Here is a 16547-nt window from a genome sequence, read left to right on the forward strand (position 1 = left end):
GTCAGTAATGACGGGGCTTTTTGTATCTCAATATCTCTTTATTTGAATTTGCACAGACTGATAGGTGCTTAGGTTTAACCTTTTAAGTTGCGCTATACATTTGAGCTAACAGTGTTATCTTGCAGAAAATGGAATGAGCACACGTCTATCTAATGGCGTGTCTTGACTATACTCATGCTAATTACTGGGCTAGCTTGCCTTGGGCTGTTTAAGGATGAAGATGATGGTAGAGCAGATCACAGGCATGTTGGGCCTAGTGGGGATCTTGTCGATAGTGTGTCAGTGGCTTGGCTGGCGCTTGCGTTTACCGGCGATACTGCCCTTGCTGCTATGTGGCCTCTTGGTTGGGCCTGTTTTTAATCTGTTGGATCCCGACGCCATATTTGGCGATCTGTTATTTCCTATCATCTCTTTAGGGGTGGCGGTTATCTTGTTTGAAGGGGCCTTAACGCTCAATTTTTCCGAGATCCGCGATCACGGCCGCATGGTCACCCACTTAGTTTCTATTGGCACCTTGGTGACTTGGCTGTGTATCGGTGTGGCGACCCATTTTATTATGGATTTCTCCTGGCAGATGGCCATGCTCTTTGGCGCCTTAGTGGTGGTGACAGGCCCGACCGTAATAGTGCCTATGCTGCGCAGTATCAAGCCCAAATCGCAACTGGCGAGTATTTTACGTTGGGAAGGGATAGTTATCGATCCCATAGGCGCTTTGCTCGCGGTGTTGGTGTTTGAATACCTGGCGGTGGCCGCCGAGCCAGCCAGTCATGTCCTGTTATCTTTAATGTCTATGCTTGCGGTCGGGCTGGGGTTAGGGGCGCTGTTTGGTTACGGCATAGGGGTGATGCTGCGCCGCGCCTGGGTACCCCATTACCTTAAAAATACCGCTGTGCTCACTATCATGCTAGGGGCATTTGTTGGCTCTAATTTGTTGCAGGAAGAATCAGGCTTGCTGACGGTTACTGTCATGGGAATTTGGTTAGCCAATATGCGCGGGGTCGACATCGCAGAGATCATCGAGTTTAAAGAAACACTGACCGTGCTGTTTATTTCGGGCCTGTTTATTTTGCTGGCGGCCAGGCTAGATTCTAACGCCTTGATGCAGTTGGGGTGGCAAGGGCTGGCACTATTGCTAGTGGTGATGTTTATCGCGCGGCCACTAAGCGTTTGGTGCTGCGCTATTGGCACTTCACTGCCTAGGGCCGATAAGTGGTTTTTAAGTTGGGTGGCACCTAGGGGGATAGTCGCCGCAGCGGTATCGTCACTGTTTGCCATAAAACTTGAGCGCCTTGGCGTGGCGGGCGCCGATAAGATAGTGCCGCTGGTATTTTTGATCATCATAGGTACTGTGGTGGCTCAAAGCCTGACGGCCGGAGCCTGGGCGCGTTTTTTAGGGGTACAGGCGGGCTCGGCTCAGGGGCTGCTGATTTTTGGTGCGTCCAAGTTTGCCAGGGCTCTGGCCAAAGTCTTGATCCAAAAGAATGTGCAGGTGGTACTCGCCGACAATAACTGGGACAACATACGTCTGTCACGCATGGACAATATTCCTGTCTATTTTGGGAATCCGACTTCTGAGCATGCCGACAACGCGTTAGATCTGGGCGGCGTTGGGCGCCTTTTGGTTTTGTCTCCCTATCGTCAGCTCAATCCCTTAGTGACTTTTCATTTTCAGGATATTCTTGGGAAGCATAAAGTATTTGGCTTAAGCAGTGGTGAAGGCAACAGCGCTCGTCATCAGCTTTCTGAGTCTTATCTTAAACGCTTGTGTCTGTTTGGTGATAACGTGACCTATGCAAGGCTTGCCAGCATCATGGCCAAGGGGGGCAAGATAAAGAGTACCAGCTTAACCGAGAACTTTACCTTCGCCGACTTTAAGCAGCGTTACGGTGAAGGTGCCTTACCTTTAATTTATTTGCAGGAGGGCAAGGTTAAGCTGATCACCGAGGCGGTTGATACCTTGCCTGTGGGCATAGAGTTGATCAGTCTATTGCCTGAAGAGGCTCTGATGGAGGCTCAGTTAGCCGATGAGAAGAAAGAGCAAGAACAGAGCGCAAACCTTGATGAGCCACAGCCGTTAGTGACCAAAGAGGAAGCGGCCGGTTAAGTGGTGAGATAGGGCCGTAGCGAGTCGCCCTTAGGTTCTCATTGACATAGCGGCAACAAAAAAGGAGGCTATGGCCTCCTTTTTTTCATCTTAAGCCATCTGGTTTTCAGGCGGCTTGGTGCTGGGTCTCATCACTTAAGGTTTGTGCCCTAAGCTCAGCAGGATCGAAGTCGTCGACATTGATTGACTTCATGCGGCCTATCTCGGCTCGCTCAAGCAGAGCCACTTCCTCATCACTCAAAATCCCCAGCGCTTTGCCTTCGGCGGCTAACTTATCCAGCCACATGAAGGGGTGACGCTTGCCCGTTGCCTTGCAGATCTTATCGTGTAGCGGCTCACAAGCGAGGATATCTTTAAAGGTTTGTTCTTGGATACCCACTGCGTTGAACTGCGATGGGGTCCAGAACTGGCCCTTGCCCAAGCGCTCACGGCTAGCACATGGGGTTTGCATGATCTTAGCCACTTTATGATCCAGAACATCGCTTGGGCGCTTCAGCGGACGACCAAATGGGAACAGGATAACTCTTAACACGCGGCCCAGGCCCATAGGGAAGTTGTTAAGCAGATCGTCCAGCGAGTCTTGCAGCTTGTACAAGGCATCTTCCACGGCCCACTGCACCAAAGGTAGATCTTCAGTTTGGCGTCCTTCATCTTGATAGCGTTTCAAGGTGGCTGAGGCTAAGTAGAGCTGACTTAAGAGATCGCCCAGACGGGCCGACACACGCTCTTTACGCTTGAGTCCGCCGCCAAGAGTTGCCATGGCGAGATCCGATAGCAATGCCAGGTTAGCGCTGAAACGGTTCATGTGCTGGTAGTAACGCTTGGTTTTATCGCCGTATGGGCTGCTTGAGAAGTAGCTCGAGGTCAGACCCAACCAGAAACTGCGTACCAGGTTACTGGTAGTAAAGCCGATGTGGCCAAATAGCGCCGAGTCAAAATCGTTCAATGCTTTGTTTGGATCAGGATCGAAGGCCGACTCCATCTCTGCCAGCACGTAAGGATGGCAACGAATTGCCCCTTGACCATAGATAATCATAGAGCGGGTTAAAATGTTGGCTCCTTCTACGGTAATGGCGATAGGTGCCGCCTGGTAGCCACGGCCCAGGTAGTTGTTTTCACCCAGACAGACCCCTTTACCGCCGTGAATGTCCATGGCGTCGATGACGCACTTTTGCATTCTGTCGGTCAGGTGATACTTAACGATGGCAGAGATAACCGAAGGTTTCTCGCCAAGATCGATCCCTGTGGTGGTGAGCGTGGTGACGGCATCCATCAGGTAGGCATTACCGCCAATGCGCGCCATAGGCTCTTCGATCCCCTCAAGCTTACCGATAGGCAGCTTGAACTGGCGACGAATTCGGGCATAAGCACCGGTTGCAACAGCAGCTGTCTTTACACCACCTGCTGAGTTAGAGGGTAGGGTGATACCACGACCCACTGACAGACACTCAACCAGCATGCGCCAGCCCTGACCCGCCATCTCTGGGCCGCCTATGATGAAGTCGAGCGGTACAAATACCTCTTTGCCTCGTGTCGGTCCGTTTTGGAACATACAGTTAAGCGGGAAGTGACGACGACCGGTTTCAACGCCGGGGATATCTGTTGGGATCAAGGCGCAGGTGATACCCAGCTCTTCCTTGTCGCCAAGCAACTTGTCGGGGTCTTGCAGCTTAAAGGCCAGTCCCAGTACGGTCGCGATCGGAGCCAGGGTGATGTAACGCTTGTTCCAGGTCAGTTTCATCCCCAGGACTTCTTCACCTTGCCACTGGCCCTTACAGACGATACCAAAATCTGGGATCGCGCCGGCATCTGAACCTGCTTCGGGGCTGGTAAGGGCAAAACAAGGTACTTCCAATCCTTTGGCCAGACGTGGCAAGTAATGGTCTTGCTGCGCGGGTGTGCCGTAGTGTTGTAGGAGTTCACCAGGGCCTAATGAGTTAGGTACACCAACGGTGGAAGCCAGTTCGCTGCTAACGCCGGCTAATTTTTGCAGTACGCGGGATTGAGCATAGGCAGAGAATTCCAGACCACCGTATTTTTTCTTGATGATCATGGCAAAGAAGCCGTTGTCCTTCAGGTATTGCCAGATAGATTCAGGCAGATCGCCCAATTGATGTGACACTTGATGCTGGTTCAGCATCTTACAGACTTCTTCTACAGGGCCGTCAATAAAGGCTTGCTCTGCCGCGGTAAGGCGCGCCATGGGATAGTTGTGTAGCTTTTTCCAGTTAGGTTTACCGGCGAAAAGATCGGCTTCCCACCAAGTGGTGCCGGCCTCAATGGCTTCTTTTTCGGTCGATGACATCTCAGGCATGATCCCCTTATAAAGCTTTAGTAGCGGGCGGGTGATCACGCTTTTTCTGAAGGCGCCAATGTTAAGGGGCAGGGCGATGGCGAGAAACACCAGCCAAGCTAAGGGGGAAATGCTCGCTGTTGCTGTCCCCACCACCATCACAATAGCTGCAATGATAGTCGAGGTAAGCAGGGACACTCTTAGATAGGCTAAAGCGCCTAATGCAAAGAGCATCACAAAAATCCAAAGTAAGCTAGTCACGGTTAATCTCCTTCAATAGCGACCGAAAGCTGCTCTATGTCAGCATTTTTTATATGACCGTCATCACAATTATAGATGGTGGTCAGACCTGTGTCGCATAAAATCTAACCCCTTGGCGGGTTTTATACAAGCATTTTTCAAACAATCGTTTAACTTTTTTTGTTTTAGCGAGCATTCCACAATGGGGGCCAACTAGTTAGAATAAATTGAGATACGTAATAGTGACCTAAGGTGTGTTTTTTTATGTGTGAGTTGCTGGCCATGAGTGCCAATGTGCCAACCGATATAGTGTTCAGTTTTACTGGATTGGCCGAGCGTGGTGGTGTCACAGGTCCTCATGTTGATGGTTGGGGGATCACCTTCTACGAGGGTAAGGGAAGCCGCACCTTTAAAGATGCATCACCAAGCAGTCAGTCCCATGTGGCGCAGTTGATCAAATCTTACCCGATAAAGAGTGAGGTCGTGGTGAGCCATATCCGTCAGGCTAATCGTGGTTGTGTATCGCTGGAAAACACTCATCCTTTTACCCGTGAGCTGTGGGGACGTTACTGGACCTATGCCCACAATGGTCAGCTGAGTGATTATCTTGAAAAGTTTGTGGTTAGTCGTTATCAGCCGGTCGGCGACACCGACAGTGAGTTGGCATTTTGCTGGATCTTAGAAAAGGTGGTTGAACGTTTTGGCGAGCAGGCCCCCGAAGATCTCTTGCCCGTCTATCAGTTTATTGCCGAACTTGCCGATGAGATCCGCGCCTTAGGGGTGTTCAACATGATCTTAAGTGACGGCGAGCATTTGATGAGCTATTGCAGCAATAATCTTTGCCATATTACCCGGCGTGCGCCCTTTGGTAAGGCGAAGCTTATCGATACCGATGTGGTGATCGATTTCGATAAAGAAACGACCCCCAATGATATTGTGACCGTTATTGCGACGCGGCCACTGACCGACAATGAAAACTGGCAGATATTACAACCGGGTGAGTGGAAGCTCTTTTCTCGGGGGGAGCTCCTATTGAGTCAAGCGGTAAACGACTAGTCGTTATAGAGAAAGGGGCCTTTGGCCCCTTTTTGATAAGGTTATGGCTGGGCCTGTTTGTCACTTTGCACCTTGGCCTGTTCCTTGGTTTGTTCATCAGTCTGCACCATGGTGGGCGCACTGTATTGATAATTGAGAAGCGTGATGTCCAGCTGCTTGTCTCCCTTTTCAAAATGGGTGAGCCTGATTGGCAGGTAGCCTAGCTTGGGTGACATCCAGAAGAAGGTCTGGCGTTTGTCGTTGTCGCGCACGACTTCTATTTTGACTGTCTCATAGGTACCGCTGGGGAGCACCATACGCTCTTTACCGATCACCTTAAAATCATATTCGTCAATTTCACCGCTCTTGAGCATCTTATAATGCAATTTGTCGGTGCCCTGCATGATGTCGAGCCTAAACTGTAGTTGTGCCATGAGGGGATCGTAGAGATCCGGCGTGTAGGGGAATTTGGCCCGCTCATCCTTGTAGTGACTGTGTACCAACTGCTGATCCAGTACATAGGCTGCTTGCTCCTGATAGTCAGAGCCTGTGCCACTGCGACTGTGGGTGTAGCGCATTGGCATCAGTTGCTCACCCTGCTTTTTGAAGGTGCTGATCACTGTGCGCTTATCCCATAACACCAAGAGGCTGATATCGCTGTCGAAGCGGTACTGATACAGGTTATCCTCAGGAGCGGGTAATTGATAGCGCGCCTTACCCAGCTCTATGCTGCCATAGTTTACCTGGTATTCAGCCGTGTGTGGTGTTAACGGGTGCTCGTTGGCATTGGCGTGGGCGTTGAGCGCGACGCTGAAGAAACCTGAAATGATCAATGCAGACTTAAATATCGACAAGGCTTTCTCCCGCTTTAGGTAAGTTAAAAGGGTAATGCAAACATTAAGGTAGCAAGATCTGGCTGCCACTCATATTTTGACAGTTTAACCTTACCACGGTTCACTTCTATCGCTTCACTTCTTAATTTTTGCAGCTGCTCGATAAAATGGGGACTGGTTTCGGGAAAGGCGATCTTGCCTTGGCTATTGATCACCCTGTGCCAAGGTAGTTGCAGGGTCTCGGGCGCCATCTTAAGGGCGCGGGACACATAACGGGCTCGCCCTGGCAGGCCCGCCAGATCGGCGATTTTGCCATAGGAGCTGACGTGACCTTCGGGGATCAGGGCTACTACGTGCCATATTTTCGCCATCGGCGATAGTGCGCTCTGGTTCAATCTTACTCCGTCAAGCCATGAAGCTGGCAAATTCAGTAGTTATCTACTGAGAGTAAACCAGTTTTTTAAGAATTTCTAAGATAAAAGCATGGATATCGTCTGGCGCTGCACCAGATAAGCCAGATGCAGCGCCATTTACGAAGGGGTTAGCTTACTTCTACGGCAGATTCTGTAGGAAGGCTGTTTGAGAGCGTTTGCTGTTTGGCACCAAAGCGGTGGAACATGACTAGTCCGATGGCGGCAAGTAGGCCGAATCCTCCTATGATGTACCACATCAGCGCCGGTTGTTCCGCGCCTTTAGCGACCTCGGCATAGAGGTAACCAGACAGAGGGCCTGCCAGCAAAAAGCCAATGGCTGAGGAGACAAAGTAGTAGCCCATAAACATGGCTTTTTTATCTTCAGGGGCAAAGCTGGCCACATACTCCTGACTCTTGGGAGAGGCGACCATCTCACCGACAGAGAAGACTAAGATAGAGGTCAGTACCATAGCGCCGCCCATAAGCAGGCCGTGGGCTAGGCCCCCAAGGGCGGTCCCCAATGCCAGGATCAGCGTGCCGGCAACCAATACCGGCAGTGGACTGAACTTCTCGGCGATACGGCTGACCATTACCTGCATCAGCACGATGGAGAGAAAGTTGAGCCCGATAAGGTATTCTGGATTCACCTGACGATATTGCTGGGCAAACTGTTGGCTATATTGGCTCGCGAGCTCAGGGTGCTCGGCGATGGCACGCAGGGCGTCACCCAATGCCTCCTTTGGGATCATCACCTTGGCATGCACCAGGTCAAAATAGGCCTGTGACAGGCTCAGGCTACCCAAAGCGTAGCCTTTGGCGGCGCCTAGAAGCTCGTCGCTCAGCAGGCTGAGATCTACCGGGGCGAAGAAGTCGAGCAGAGACGGCCAAGCGGCGAGCATTGAGACCAGATCTGAGGTATCAACAAAGTCACGAATATAGATAGGCAGAGTGATAAAGATCTGCTGATAGACCATCCAGAAACCTGACAGAATAAGCAGATAGATCACAAAGGGTTTATTCCCCAAGGCAATTTTTTGTCTATACCAGGGAGCCTTACTGTCGGCCTTGGCCAGTGTATTCCAAATAAAGTGCAGGCTAAACCAGACGATGTAGATAAACAGGCATTGCTCACCGTCGATCCATTTGGCGCCGTAGGACATCAAGATCACTAAGGTGCCGAAAAACAGCAGGGCGAAACGGGCATTGCCCAGTACCTGTTGAATGTCCATCAGTACCTGAGAAAGTGACTTACCGCGTTGCTGGTGGGGATTGGTCGGCTCCTTGTAGAAAAATAGCGCCGGAATAAAGTTAATACCAATCCAAATGGCCGACATGATGAAGACCCAGTCCCAGCTAATTGCGCGCACATAGCCGGCAATAAAGGGGCCGAGGAAACCTCCGACATTGACCATCATATAAAAGATGCCAAAACCCAAGCCTCGATTGGTGTGGTCTGTGGTGCGTGCCACTGTGCCTGTCACCACGGGCTTAAAGCAGGCGGCGCCGATGGCGACGCCCATGAAGGCGATAAAGAAGCCGCTGAAACTGCTCACCTGACCTAGTAAGAAGTAGCTGGGACACATGATGGCATAGGCCAGTAGAAACATCTTGCGGTAGCCATAGCGATCGGCCAGGGCACCAGTAAGTACAGGAAAGAGGTAGAGAAAGAAGGGGATCATCCCCTGCAGCAGGCCGCGCTCTTGCTCACTAAAGCCTAAGCCTCCCTGGTGAGCAGGAGAGGTCATATAGAGAGAGGAGAGCGTAAAGAAGCCATACCAGGCGAGTCGCTCGAAGATCTCCATGGTGTTGGCCACATAAAAGGTACTTGGCAAAGGGGTACGTTTCAGGTTTGACATTCTTATTCTCGTATATTGTATACAGTTTGTGATTTCATGCTATCGGCTACGCTGATGAATTACAAGTCAATCGGGGCCACGGTTTGGCTTTGCAGGGATGAAAACCATGGGTTTGCAGTTGCCTTTAATGTGATTTAGGTCATAATGGCGCCACTTTTTAGCCATTTTTAAGAGCCAGAACCGCACACTATGCCTGTACTCGATATATTGACCATTCCCGATGAGCGCCTGAAACGTAAGGCAAAGCCTGTAGAAGATGTCACCGCCGTGCAAGGTTTTATCGATGATCTGATCGAAACCATGTATCACACGGATGACGGTATTGGGCTGGCAGCTACCCAGGTGGGCAGTGAGCATGCCATTTTGGTTATCGACCTCTCTGAAGATCGCGATCAACCCTTAGTGCTGATCAATCCAGAGTTTGTTGAGCGCTCAGGCGAGATAGTGGGTGAGGAAGCTTGCCTGTCAATTCCGGGCTATCGCGCCAAGGTGAGCCGTTTCGAGCAGGTTAAGGTTAAGGCGCTTGATCGTCAGGGAGAGGCGTTTGAGATAGAGAGCGATGACTTCCTGGCTATCGTATTGCAACATGAGATGGATCATCTCGACGGTAAAGTCTTCATCGAACATCTGTCGCCGCTCAAGCAGCAGATCGCGTTGAAGAAGGTTAAGAAGTACCGTTAACCCAAGGCTCCGCCGATAAAACCACCTTAGGGTGGTTTTTTTGTGCCTGTCCACCGCTGGCGCCTAAAAAATGAGCCGTCAGTGTGACAGATCTTAGTGTTTCTCCCTTGCGATCTGGCCAATTATAAATATACTGTATTTATATACAGTATTATTGTTTTTGGCTTAGCTGAACCTGTAGGTAAGCCGACTAAGAGTGGGTGTATTATGGCCTTGGCAGATCCTCAACTTGAACGTTTGCTCGAACGTGCCGATCTCTGGCGCGGTGATGTCTATTATCCCGGACCGTTGGGTCAAGATAGCGGTTATCCCGAGCTTAATCGCTATCTGGGGCATGGGGGCTGGCCGGCCCATGGACTGTGCGAGATCTTCTATAGCTGCGAGGGCATAGGCGAGCTAAGCCTTGTGCTCCCCCTTATGCGCCGATTAATTCCCAGCCGTTCGCCGCAAGGCGGTGCTGCAAGTCTGGTGAGTCTGGTGGCGCCGCCACATGTGCCTTACCCTCAGCAGCTGCTTATGCAGGGTATAGATGTCAGCCGTCTGTTGTGGGTGGATACCCAGGTGCTTAAAGAGCAGCTGTGGGCGCTCGAACAGATATTAACCAGTGGCGTATCTCCCTTGGTGTTATGTTGGCTCGATCAGCTCAGTACGAGTCAGGCCAGACGTTTGCAACTTGCCTGTGAGAAGGGAGAGAGCCTGTGTATCTGTTATCTACCGAGTAAGCTCAAGGCGCAGCCACATCCTGTGCCGCTACGGCTAGCCCTGCAGCCAGAGCTGGTGGGGAAGCCCTCTGCTTTTGCTACTCAGGTGGATATTCTTAAGCGCCGTGGTGGTTGGCCTGCGCCTAATTTTAGCTTGTCTTTGCTACCTGAGCTGCTGGCGCAGAGTCTGAAGGGAGATTCGACTTCGTCTCTGGCGGGAGGCCAGGTTGTGCAAGGGCCCTGGAGCGCTTAGATGTTGTGGCTGGCGGTATATTTTCCCCATTGGCTACTTCAATATCAAAGCTACCATCAGGGGATAGAGCCTGGCGCGGCATTGGCTCTTTATGAGCGTCAATCGAGGCAGATCTTGCTCAGTTCTCAGGCCGCGGCCAGCCAAGGGGTAGAGGTGGGCCAGAGCATCGCCACGGCGCAGACCCTCTGCCCATCACTGCAGCTATTGACCTATGATAATAGCCTCAGTCAGAGCGCCTGCGATTGGCTGTGTCAATGGAGTTATGCTTATAGCGCCAGAGTGGTGCCCATGGTGTGTCCCTTCGATGGGAGCAAGCGAGATGCTCAGCCTCAGGTGACAGATACTTTGCTGCTTGAGGTGGGCTCCATGGTGAAAGTCTTTGGCAGCTTAAATCAGCTGTTAAGGCAATATCATAGCACCGCAGTCGCTTATGGTCTCAAATGTCAGTTTGCCTTAGCTCAGAATCCCTTGCTGGCACAGCTGGGGGCCAGATATCAGCCCATGTCGTGGCCGGAGCGGCTCATATTCACCCCAAAAGATGTGACCCCTGAGGTTAAAGCGGGGGAGGAAGTCGCCCAAGCAGGTGACACGCAGGTCCGTGTTGGCGAGGAGGAAAATACACAGCAGGTCTTGCCTCAAGTGACTCTAATGCAGCTGGCGCCTCTGGCTATCTCAGCCTTACCCTTACCGCTCTCGGTGCAGCGCGCCTGTGAAAACATGGGGCTAACACAGACGCAGGAGTTACTCGCCTTGCCCCTGAGTGAGTTGGGTGAACGCTTTGGAGAGGCGATGCTGACCCTGCTTGCCCAGCTTAAAGGCCAGTTACCTCAGGTGCACAGATTTTATCAACCGCCCGAGAGCTATCAGCATAAGCTTGCCTTGCTCTATGAGGTGAGTCATCTCGAAGGACTGGCGTTTCCACTGAGTCGCATGCTCGCAACCTTATCGAGCTATCTTATGCAGCGTCAGCAGGCAGTATTGGCTTTACGTTTGACCTTAGTGTTTCGCGACCTGACGATGACGCCGCTGCGCTGCGATATCCGCTATCCTTTTGCCGAGCACAGGGCCGATGCCTTGCTCAAGCTATGCCGCGTGCAGCTCGACAGTTTGTCCTTAGCGGCGCCCGTGATCAGCCTGGAGGTCGAAGCCGATACCTTAGTCGCGCTGGCGGTACAAACCCCTAACTGGTACCAGAGTCAGGGCAAGTCAGATGCGAGTATGCGGCTGTTATCTCTGCTTGAGGCTCGCTTGGGCGCCGAGAAGGTGAAGGGCGTTAGCAATTGCAGCCATCATCTTCCTGAACACAGTTGGCAGAGCCGCTCCTTTTCACAATGGCGCCAGACGCCCCAAGGTGCAGCTTGGCAAAGCAGTCATGAGTGCGCCGAGCCCAAGGCCAGTTATCAGGGAAAGACACGTGCTCTGAGTGAGAGTGCGGGGTTGCAAGTTGATCTGGCGCAGGGGAGCTGTGATGGGCGAATCCGCCCCAGCTGGTTGCTGCGTCAGCCAGAACCTATCTTGCCAGAACAAGTGACTCTGCTAAAGGGACCCGAGCGCCTGCTCTCTCCCTGGGGGAATGAGGCGCCGCGAGATTATTACCTGGCTCAAATGGAGCAAGGTGGACTGTGCTGGGTGTTTCGCACGCCTCAGGGGTTATTTTTACAGGGATGGTTTGCTTAATGTACGCCGAGCTGCATGCACTCTCTAATTACAGCTTCCTGCGCGGCGCCTCCCATCCCCATGAGCTGGTGGAGCAGGCCAGCCTGCTGGGCTATCAGGCGCTGGCATTGACCGATGAATGTTCCTTTGCCGGGGTGGTGAAGGCTCACGAAGCGGCCAAGCGCTGCGATCTTAAATTGATCTTAGGTGCCGAGTTTCATCTCGATGAGGGCCTGTTCGTCCTGCTGGCACCCAGCCGCGTAGCCTATGGGGAGATCAGCGCACTGATCACCCAGGCAAGACGCAGTCAGGGAAAGGGGGAGTACAAGGTGAGTCTCAATAGCCTCTTGAAACAGCAAGAGAGCCTAGTGTTATGGCGGCCTCCTTCCTTGGCCCAATTTCAGCTAACGCTTAGCACTGCGTTGGATGAGGGAGAACTGCTGGTGGTATATCAGGAGCATCTGCGACAGATTGGCGCAGAGCTAAAGCGGGCGTTTTCAACCCGGTTGCACCTCTTGATGGAGCGGCTCTTGTTGCCGGGTGAGGCGCTTCACTTGCAATTGTGGCAAAGACTGGGCGAGGTGCTGACCATTCCCTGTGTTGCCGCCGGTGGCGTACGGATGCATGACGCTTCTCGTCAGCCAATGCTTGATGTACTCACCTGCATTGCTCATGGGCGGGATCTCGACAGTGGGGCGGCCCTATGTTCTATCAATGCCGAGGCGAGCCTTAAACCCATTGCGGCGCAATATAAGCGTTATCCTCAGGCCTGGATAGACAAGGGGCTTGCACTGGCGCGCCAGTGTCACTTCTCTTTAGATGAGCTTAAGTATGAATACCCTGCGGAGGTGGTACCGGCTGGCATGCAGGCCTGTGAGTACCTGGCCCAAGCCGTGAGAGAGGGGGCCAAGCGGCGCTTTCCCGAGGGGGTGCCTGACAAGGTCAGGTTGCAGTATGAAAAGGAGTTAACGCTTATCAAGGCGATGGGTTATGAATATTTCTTCTTGACCATCTATGACATCGTTTGCTTTGCCAAGTCACAGCAGATTCTGCATCAGGGGCGGGGCTCGGCAGCCAACTCTGTGGTGTGCTACTGCCTGGGGATCACTGAGGTTGACCCCACCAAGATTAACATGTTGTTCGAGCGTTTCATCTCTAAAGAGCGTAATGAGCCGCCGGATATCGATGTGGATTTTGAGCATGAACGGCGCGAGGAGGTGATTCAATATATCTATCGCAAGTATGGCCGGGAGCGGACTGCCCTAGCAGCGGCGGTGATCTGCTATCGCTTTAAGAGTGCCATGGGTGATGTGGGCAAGGTGTTGGGGATAGATGCCGAGCAGATCGCCATGATGATAAAAAAGATCGATCGCCGCGATCCCAAGCAGCATTGGACTGCTCAACTCGCCGCCATGCTACCAGAGTCGGGGCGAGGGCGAATGCTACTGCCGCTGGTGCAGAGCCTTATCGGATTTCCTCGTCATCTGTCGCAGCATGTGGGTGGCTTTATTATCTCAGCCGGCCCCTTGTCTGAGTTGGTGCCGATTGAGAATGCGGCCATGGTCGATCGCACTGTGATCCAGTGGGATAAGGATGATCTTGAGAGCCTTGGCTTGCTAAAGGTGGATATTCTGGCGCTGGGCATGTTGACGGCGATCCGTAAAACCTTCGCCCTGTTAAGTACACCTGAGCGTCCCTTTACCATGGCCGATCTGGTGTGGGAACAAGCCGAGGTTTATGCCATGTTGCAGGCTGGCGATAGCATAGGGGTGTTTCAGATCGAATCTCGGGCACAGAGTACCATGTTGCCCAGATTAAAACCCGCTTGTTATTACGATCTTGTGGTGCAGATTGCCATCGTCAGGCCTGGTCCTATTCAAGGTGATATGGTGCATCCCTATCTGCGTCGCCGCGATGGACTGGAGACTGTGGAATATCCCAGCCCTGAGGTGCAGTCAGTACTGTCTCGCACCATGGGGGTGCCTATCTTTCAGGAGCAGGTGATCCAACTGGCCATGGTGGCGGCCGGATTTAGCGGTGGTGAGGCCGATCAGCTGCGCCGGGCGATGGCGAGCTGGAAGCGGACCGGTGAACTGGCACAGTTTGAAACCAAGCTCCTTAGCGGCATGGCGAAACGGGGTTATAGCAAGAGCTTTGCCGAGCAGATTTATCGGCAGATTAAAGGGTTTGGCGAGTATGGTTTTCCCGAATCTCATTCTGCCAGTTTTGCCTTGCTGGCCTATGTGTCGGCCTACCTTAAGTATCATTACCCGGCGGCGTTTTGCTGCGCCTTACTCAACAGCCAGCCAATGGGTTTTTATAGCCCGTCGCAGTTAATTCAGGATGTACAGCGCCATGGGGTGATGGTGTTGCCTGTGTGTGTGAATTACAGTGATTGGGACAATCGTCTGGTGGAGATTGAAGCGGAGCAGGGGGCAGTGATTCGTCTAGGGTTTCGCCAGGTGAAGGGGCTGCAACAGGCCGATATTGGCCGATTACTTAAGGCGCGTCCCGAGACAGGTTTTACCCGGGTCGAGCAGTTGTATGAGATCGGACTCTCTTCTGCCTGCCTGACGCTGCTTGCCAGTGCCGATGCTCTGCTTACTGTGGCTGGGCACAGGTATCAGGCGCGTTGGCAGTTGAGTGCGTACCAGCCGAGTCTGCCGCTGTTTGATGATTTACCTCCTGTGAGCAGTCAGGTGGTATTGGCTGCGCCGAGTGAGATGGCCGCCATGCAGAGCGATTATCGCCACCTTGGTTTGAGTCTGGGCCGTCATGTGATAGCGCAGCTCAGAGAGCGGGGAGAGCTAAAGGAGTGTTTAAGTGCGGCCCAATTGGCGGGTTGCCGTCATGGTCAGTTGGTACATGTCGCCGGCGTGGTAGTGGGGCGTCAGCGTCCGGGTACCGCCTCTGGGGTGACCTTTGTGACCCTAGAGGATGAGACGGGTAACATCAATGTAATCGTATGGAGTGCAACGGCCAGGGCGCAGCGTCAGCCTTTTTTGACATCAAAAATATTAAAGGTAGTGGGCATACTTGAGACCCAATCTGGGGTGAGTCATATCATTGCGGGTAGATTAATAGATGTTTCTACTATGGTGAATAATTTTGAGTCAAAAGCGAGAGACTTTCGCTAGCTTGCTTAACATGTCGTAAATACTCGTTAATTTATGTCGGCGCCTGGCTAACCTCACTCGCCTGGCTAGGGTATACTGACGCCTTTATTGAGCCAGCAAACCGCAAAGAAAGTTAGTTAAATGAAATTTATACTGCTCACACATGCGCGGGAATATGAGCGTCCCTCCAATACGGGCACGCTGGCGTTGCAGCATTTTCCTGAGTTATGCCGCCGTGTGCCTTGGTCACGGGTTGAGCCCGATGCTTGGCTTAAGCAGGCCTGCGAGTCGGGAGAGGCGCTGTTACTCTTTCCGCCAAGTGATGAAAGCCCGCCAGCGTTTCCCCTTGAAGCCTTAGTAGAGGAGGCTCAGACGCCTTTACCACAGCAGATCATTATTTTGGATGCCACCTGGCAGGAAGCCAGAAAGATGGTCCGTCAGAGCCCCTATCTGCAACAGGCGCGGCGTTTAAGCCTGTCAGAGGCATCTACTTCTCGTTATCGTTTAAGGCGCAATCAGGTGGATCAGGGCTTGTGCACCATAGAGTGCATTATCAGCCTGCTAAGAGGTATGGAGATGTCAGATGAAGCGCAAGTTCTGGATGCGGCGTTTGACGCTTTTATGTCAGAGCACAGTCAAGTCAAAGCACCGTCAGATAGACACATAGAAAATGACTGAGCGCTCCTGCCAGCACAAACAGATGCCAGATGGCATGATTATAGGGGATGCGTTTACCCACATAGAAGATCACCCCAACACTATAAAAAATCCCGCCAGCCATTAATAGCTGAAAACCTAGGGTGCTCATGGCCTCAAGCAGTTGCTTCATGACGATAACGCACAACCAACCCATTACCAGATAGAGCACCAGACTAAAGATCTTAAATCTGTGGATAAAGAGTGTCTTAAACAAGATCCCGCCAAGTGCCAGACACCAGATGGCGAGCAAGATTCCATCGGCTTCGGCGCTGCCTAATTGGATCAGCATGAGTGGGGTATAGGTGCCGGCGATGAGCAGATAGATGGCGCAGTGATCGGCAATCTTCAGCTTATGTTTTAGCTTGGGATCAGACACGCTGTGGTACAAGGTTGAGCAGAGAAACAGGAGTATGATACTCAGGCAGTAGATCAACATACCACCCAACTGCAGATCGCTGAGACTATCCCAACCTTTCATCATTGAAAAAACCAATGCCAGAATACCGGCAAGCACCCCGAGTCCATGGCTCATCGCATTGGCCAGCTCTTCAGAGCGGCTATAGGGCGCGGCGATTGACACTAGGGGATCAGCTTGGTTTAAGGGAAGTTCTTGGGACGGCATCATGCTCTCTATTGACTGGTTAGACCTCAAGCTGAGTCTAACAGT

The 16547-nt window shown here is 52.2% G+C and carries 12 protein-coding genes; 7 read left to right on the forward strand and 5 right to left on the reverse strand.

The genetic code is table 11. The features are described 5' to 3' along the window. Positions 1 to 223: 223 nt before the first annotated feature. The gene (locus NY07_RS04060; RefSeq protein WP_052125500.1) at positions 224 to 2104 is read left to right on the forward strand and encodes a cation:proton antiporter; all 1881 of its coding nucleotides are present in this window, start codon (positions 224 to 226) and stop codon (positions 2102 to 2104) included. A 106-nt stretch (positions 2105 to 2210) separates the two neighbouring features. Here NY07_RS04060 and fadE read toward each other — a convergent pair whose 3' ends face one another. Further along, on the reverse strand, positions 2211 to 4658 hold the full coding sequence (gene fadE, locus NY07_RS04065; RefSeq protein ID WP_033538079.1) for an acyl-CoA dehydrogenase FadE: 2448 nt from the start codon (positions 4656 to 4658) through the stop codon (positions 2211 to 2213). 243 nt (positions 4659 to 4901) lie between these two features. Here fadE and NY07_RS04070 point away from each other — a divergent pair, with 243 nt between their 5' ends. Then, positions 4902 to 5693: a class II glutamine amidotransferase gene (locus NY07_RS04070; protein WP_033538080.1), complete on the forward strand. Its 792-nt coding sequence runs from the start codon at positions 4902 to 4904 to the stop codon at positions 5691 to 5693. Positions 5694 to 5734: 41 nt separating this feature from the next. Here NY07_RS04070 and NY07_RS04075 read toward each other — a convergent pair whose 3' ends face one another. From NY07_RS04075 to NY07_RS04085, 3 genes are all read right to left on the reverse strand, one after another. Beyond that, on the reverse strand, positions 5735 to 6520 hold the full coding sequence (locus NY07_RS04075; protein WP_373681777.1) for a DUF3108 domain-containing protein: 786 nt from the start codon (positions 6518 to 6520) through the stop codon (positions 5735 to 5737). 29 nt (positions 6521 to 6549) lie between these two features. Further along, positions 6550 to 6876 (reverse strand): MGMT family protein, encoded by a 327-nt coding sequence (locus NY07_RS04080; RefSeq protein WP_033538222.1) that lies wholly within the window; start codon positions 6874 to 6876, stop codon positions 6550 to 6552. Positions 6877 to 7046: 170 nt separating this feature from the next. After that, complete coding sequence (locus tag NY07_RS04085) at positions 7047 to 8774, reverse strand: MFS transporter (RefSeq protein WP_033538081.1); 1728 nt, start codon at positions 8772 to 8774, stop codon at positions 7047 to 7049. Positions 8775 to 8963: 189 nt separating this feature from the next. Between NY07_RS04085 and def the strand changes: the two genes are divergently transcribed. From def to NY07_RS04110, 5 genes are all read left to right on the forward strand, one after another. Continuing rightward, positions 8964 to 9455, forward strand: a complete 492-nt coding sequence (gene def, locus NY07_RS04090) for a peptide deformylase (protein ID WP_033538082.1) — start codon at positions 8964 to 8966, stop codon at positions 9453 to 9455. Positions 9456 to 9662: 207 nt separating this feature from the next. Beyond that, positions 9663 to 10409 carry a translesion DNA synthesis-associated protein ImuA gene (imuA, locus tag NY07_RS18975; protein ID WP_052125485.1) on the forward strand — a complete coding sequence of 249 codons (747 nt, stop codon included), beginning with the start codon at positions 9663 to 9665 and terminating at the stop codon, positions 10407 to 10409. After that, positions 10410 to 12086 carry a Y-family DNA polymerase gene (locus NY07_RS04100; protein WP_033538083.1) on the forward strand — a complete coding sequence of 559 codons (1677 nt, stop codon included), beginning with the start codon at positions 10410 to 10412 and terminating at the stop codon, positions 12084 to 12086. After that, the gene (locus NY07_RS04105) at positions 12086 to 15202 is read left to right on the forward strand and encodes an error-prone DNA polymerase (RefSeq protein ID WP_140946888.1); all 3117 of its coding nucleotides are present in this window, start codon (positions 12086 to 12088) and stop codon (positions 15200 to 15202) included. The genes NY07_RS04100 and NY07_RS04105 overlap by 1 nt, the downstream gene beginning before the upstream one ends. A 120-nt stretch (positions 15203 to 15322) precedes the next feature. After that, positions 15323 to 15859, forward strand: coding sequence for a tRNA-uridine aminocarboxypropyltransferase (locus tag NY07_RS04110; RefSeq protein ID WP_052125486.1), 537 nt, complete (start codon positions 15323 to 15325; stop codon positions 15857 to 15859). Here the strand turns inward: NY07_RS04110 and trhA are convergent. Continuing rightward, positions 15822 to 16502, reverse strand: coding sequence for a PAQR family membrane homeostasis protein TrhA (gene trhA, locus NY07_RS04115; protein WP_033538085.1), 681 nt, complete (start codon positions 16500 to 16502; stop codon positions 15822 to 15824). The two genes, NY07_RS04110 and trhA, sit on opposite strands and share 38 nt — an antisense overlap. Positions 16503 to 16547: the final 45 nt, after the last annotated feature.

This window comes from Shewanella sp. ECSMB14101 (genome assembly GCF_000773485.1).
Taxonomy (GTDB): Bacteria; Pseudomonadota; Gammaproteobacteria; order Enterobacterales; family Shewanellaceae; genus Shewanella; species Shewanella marisflavi.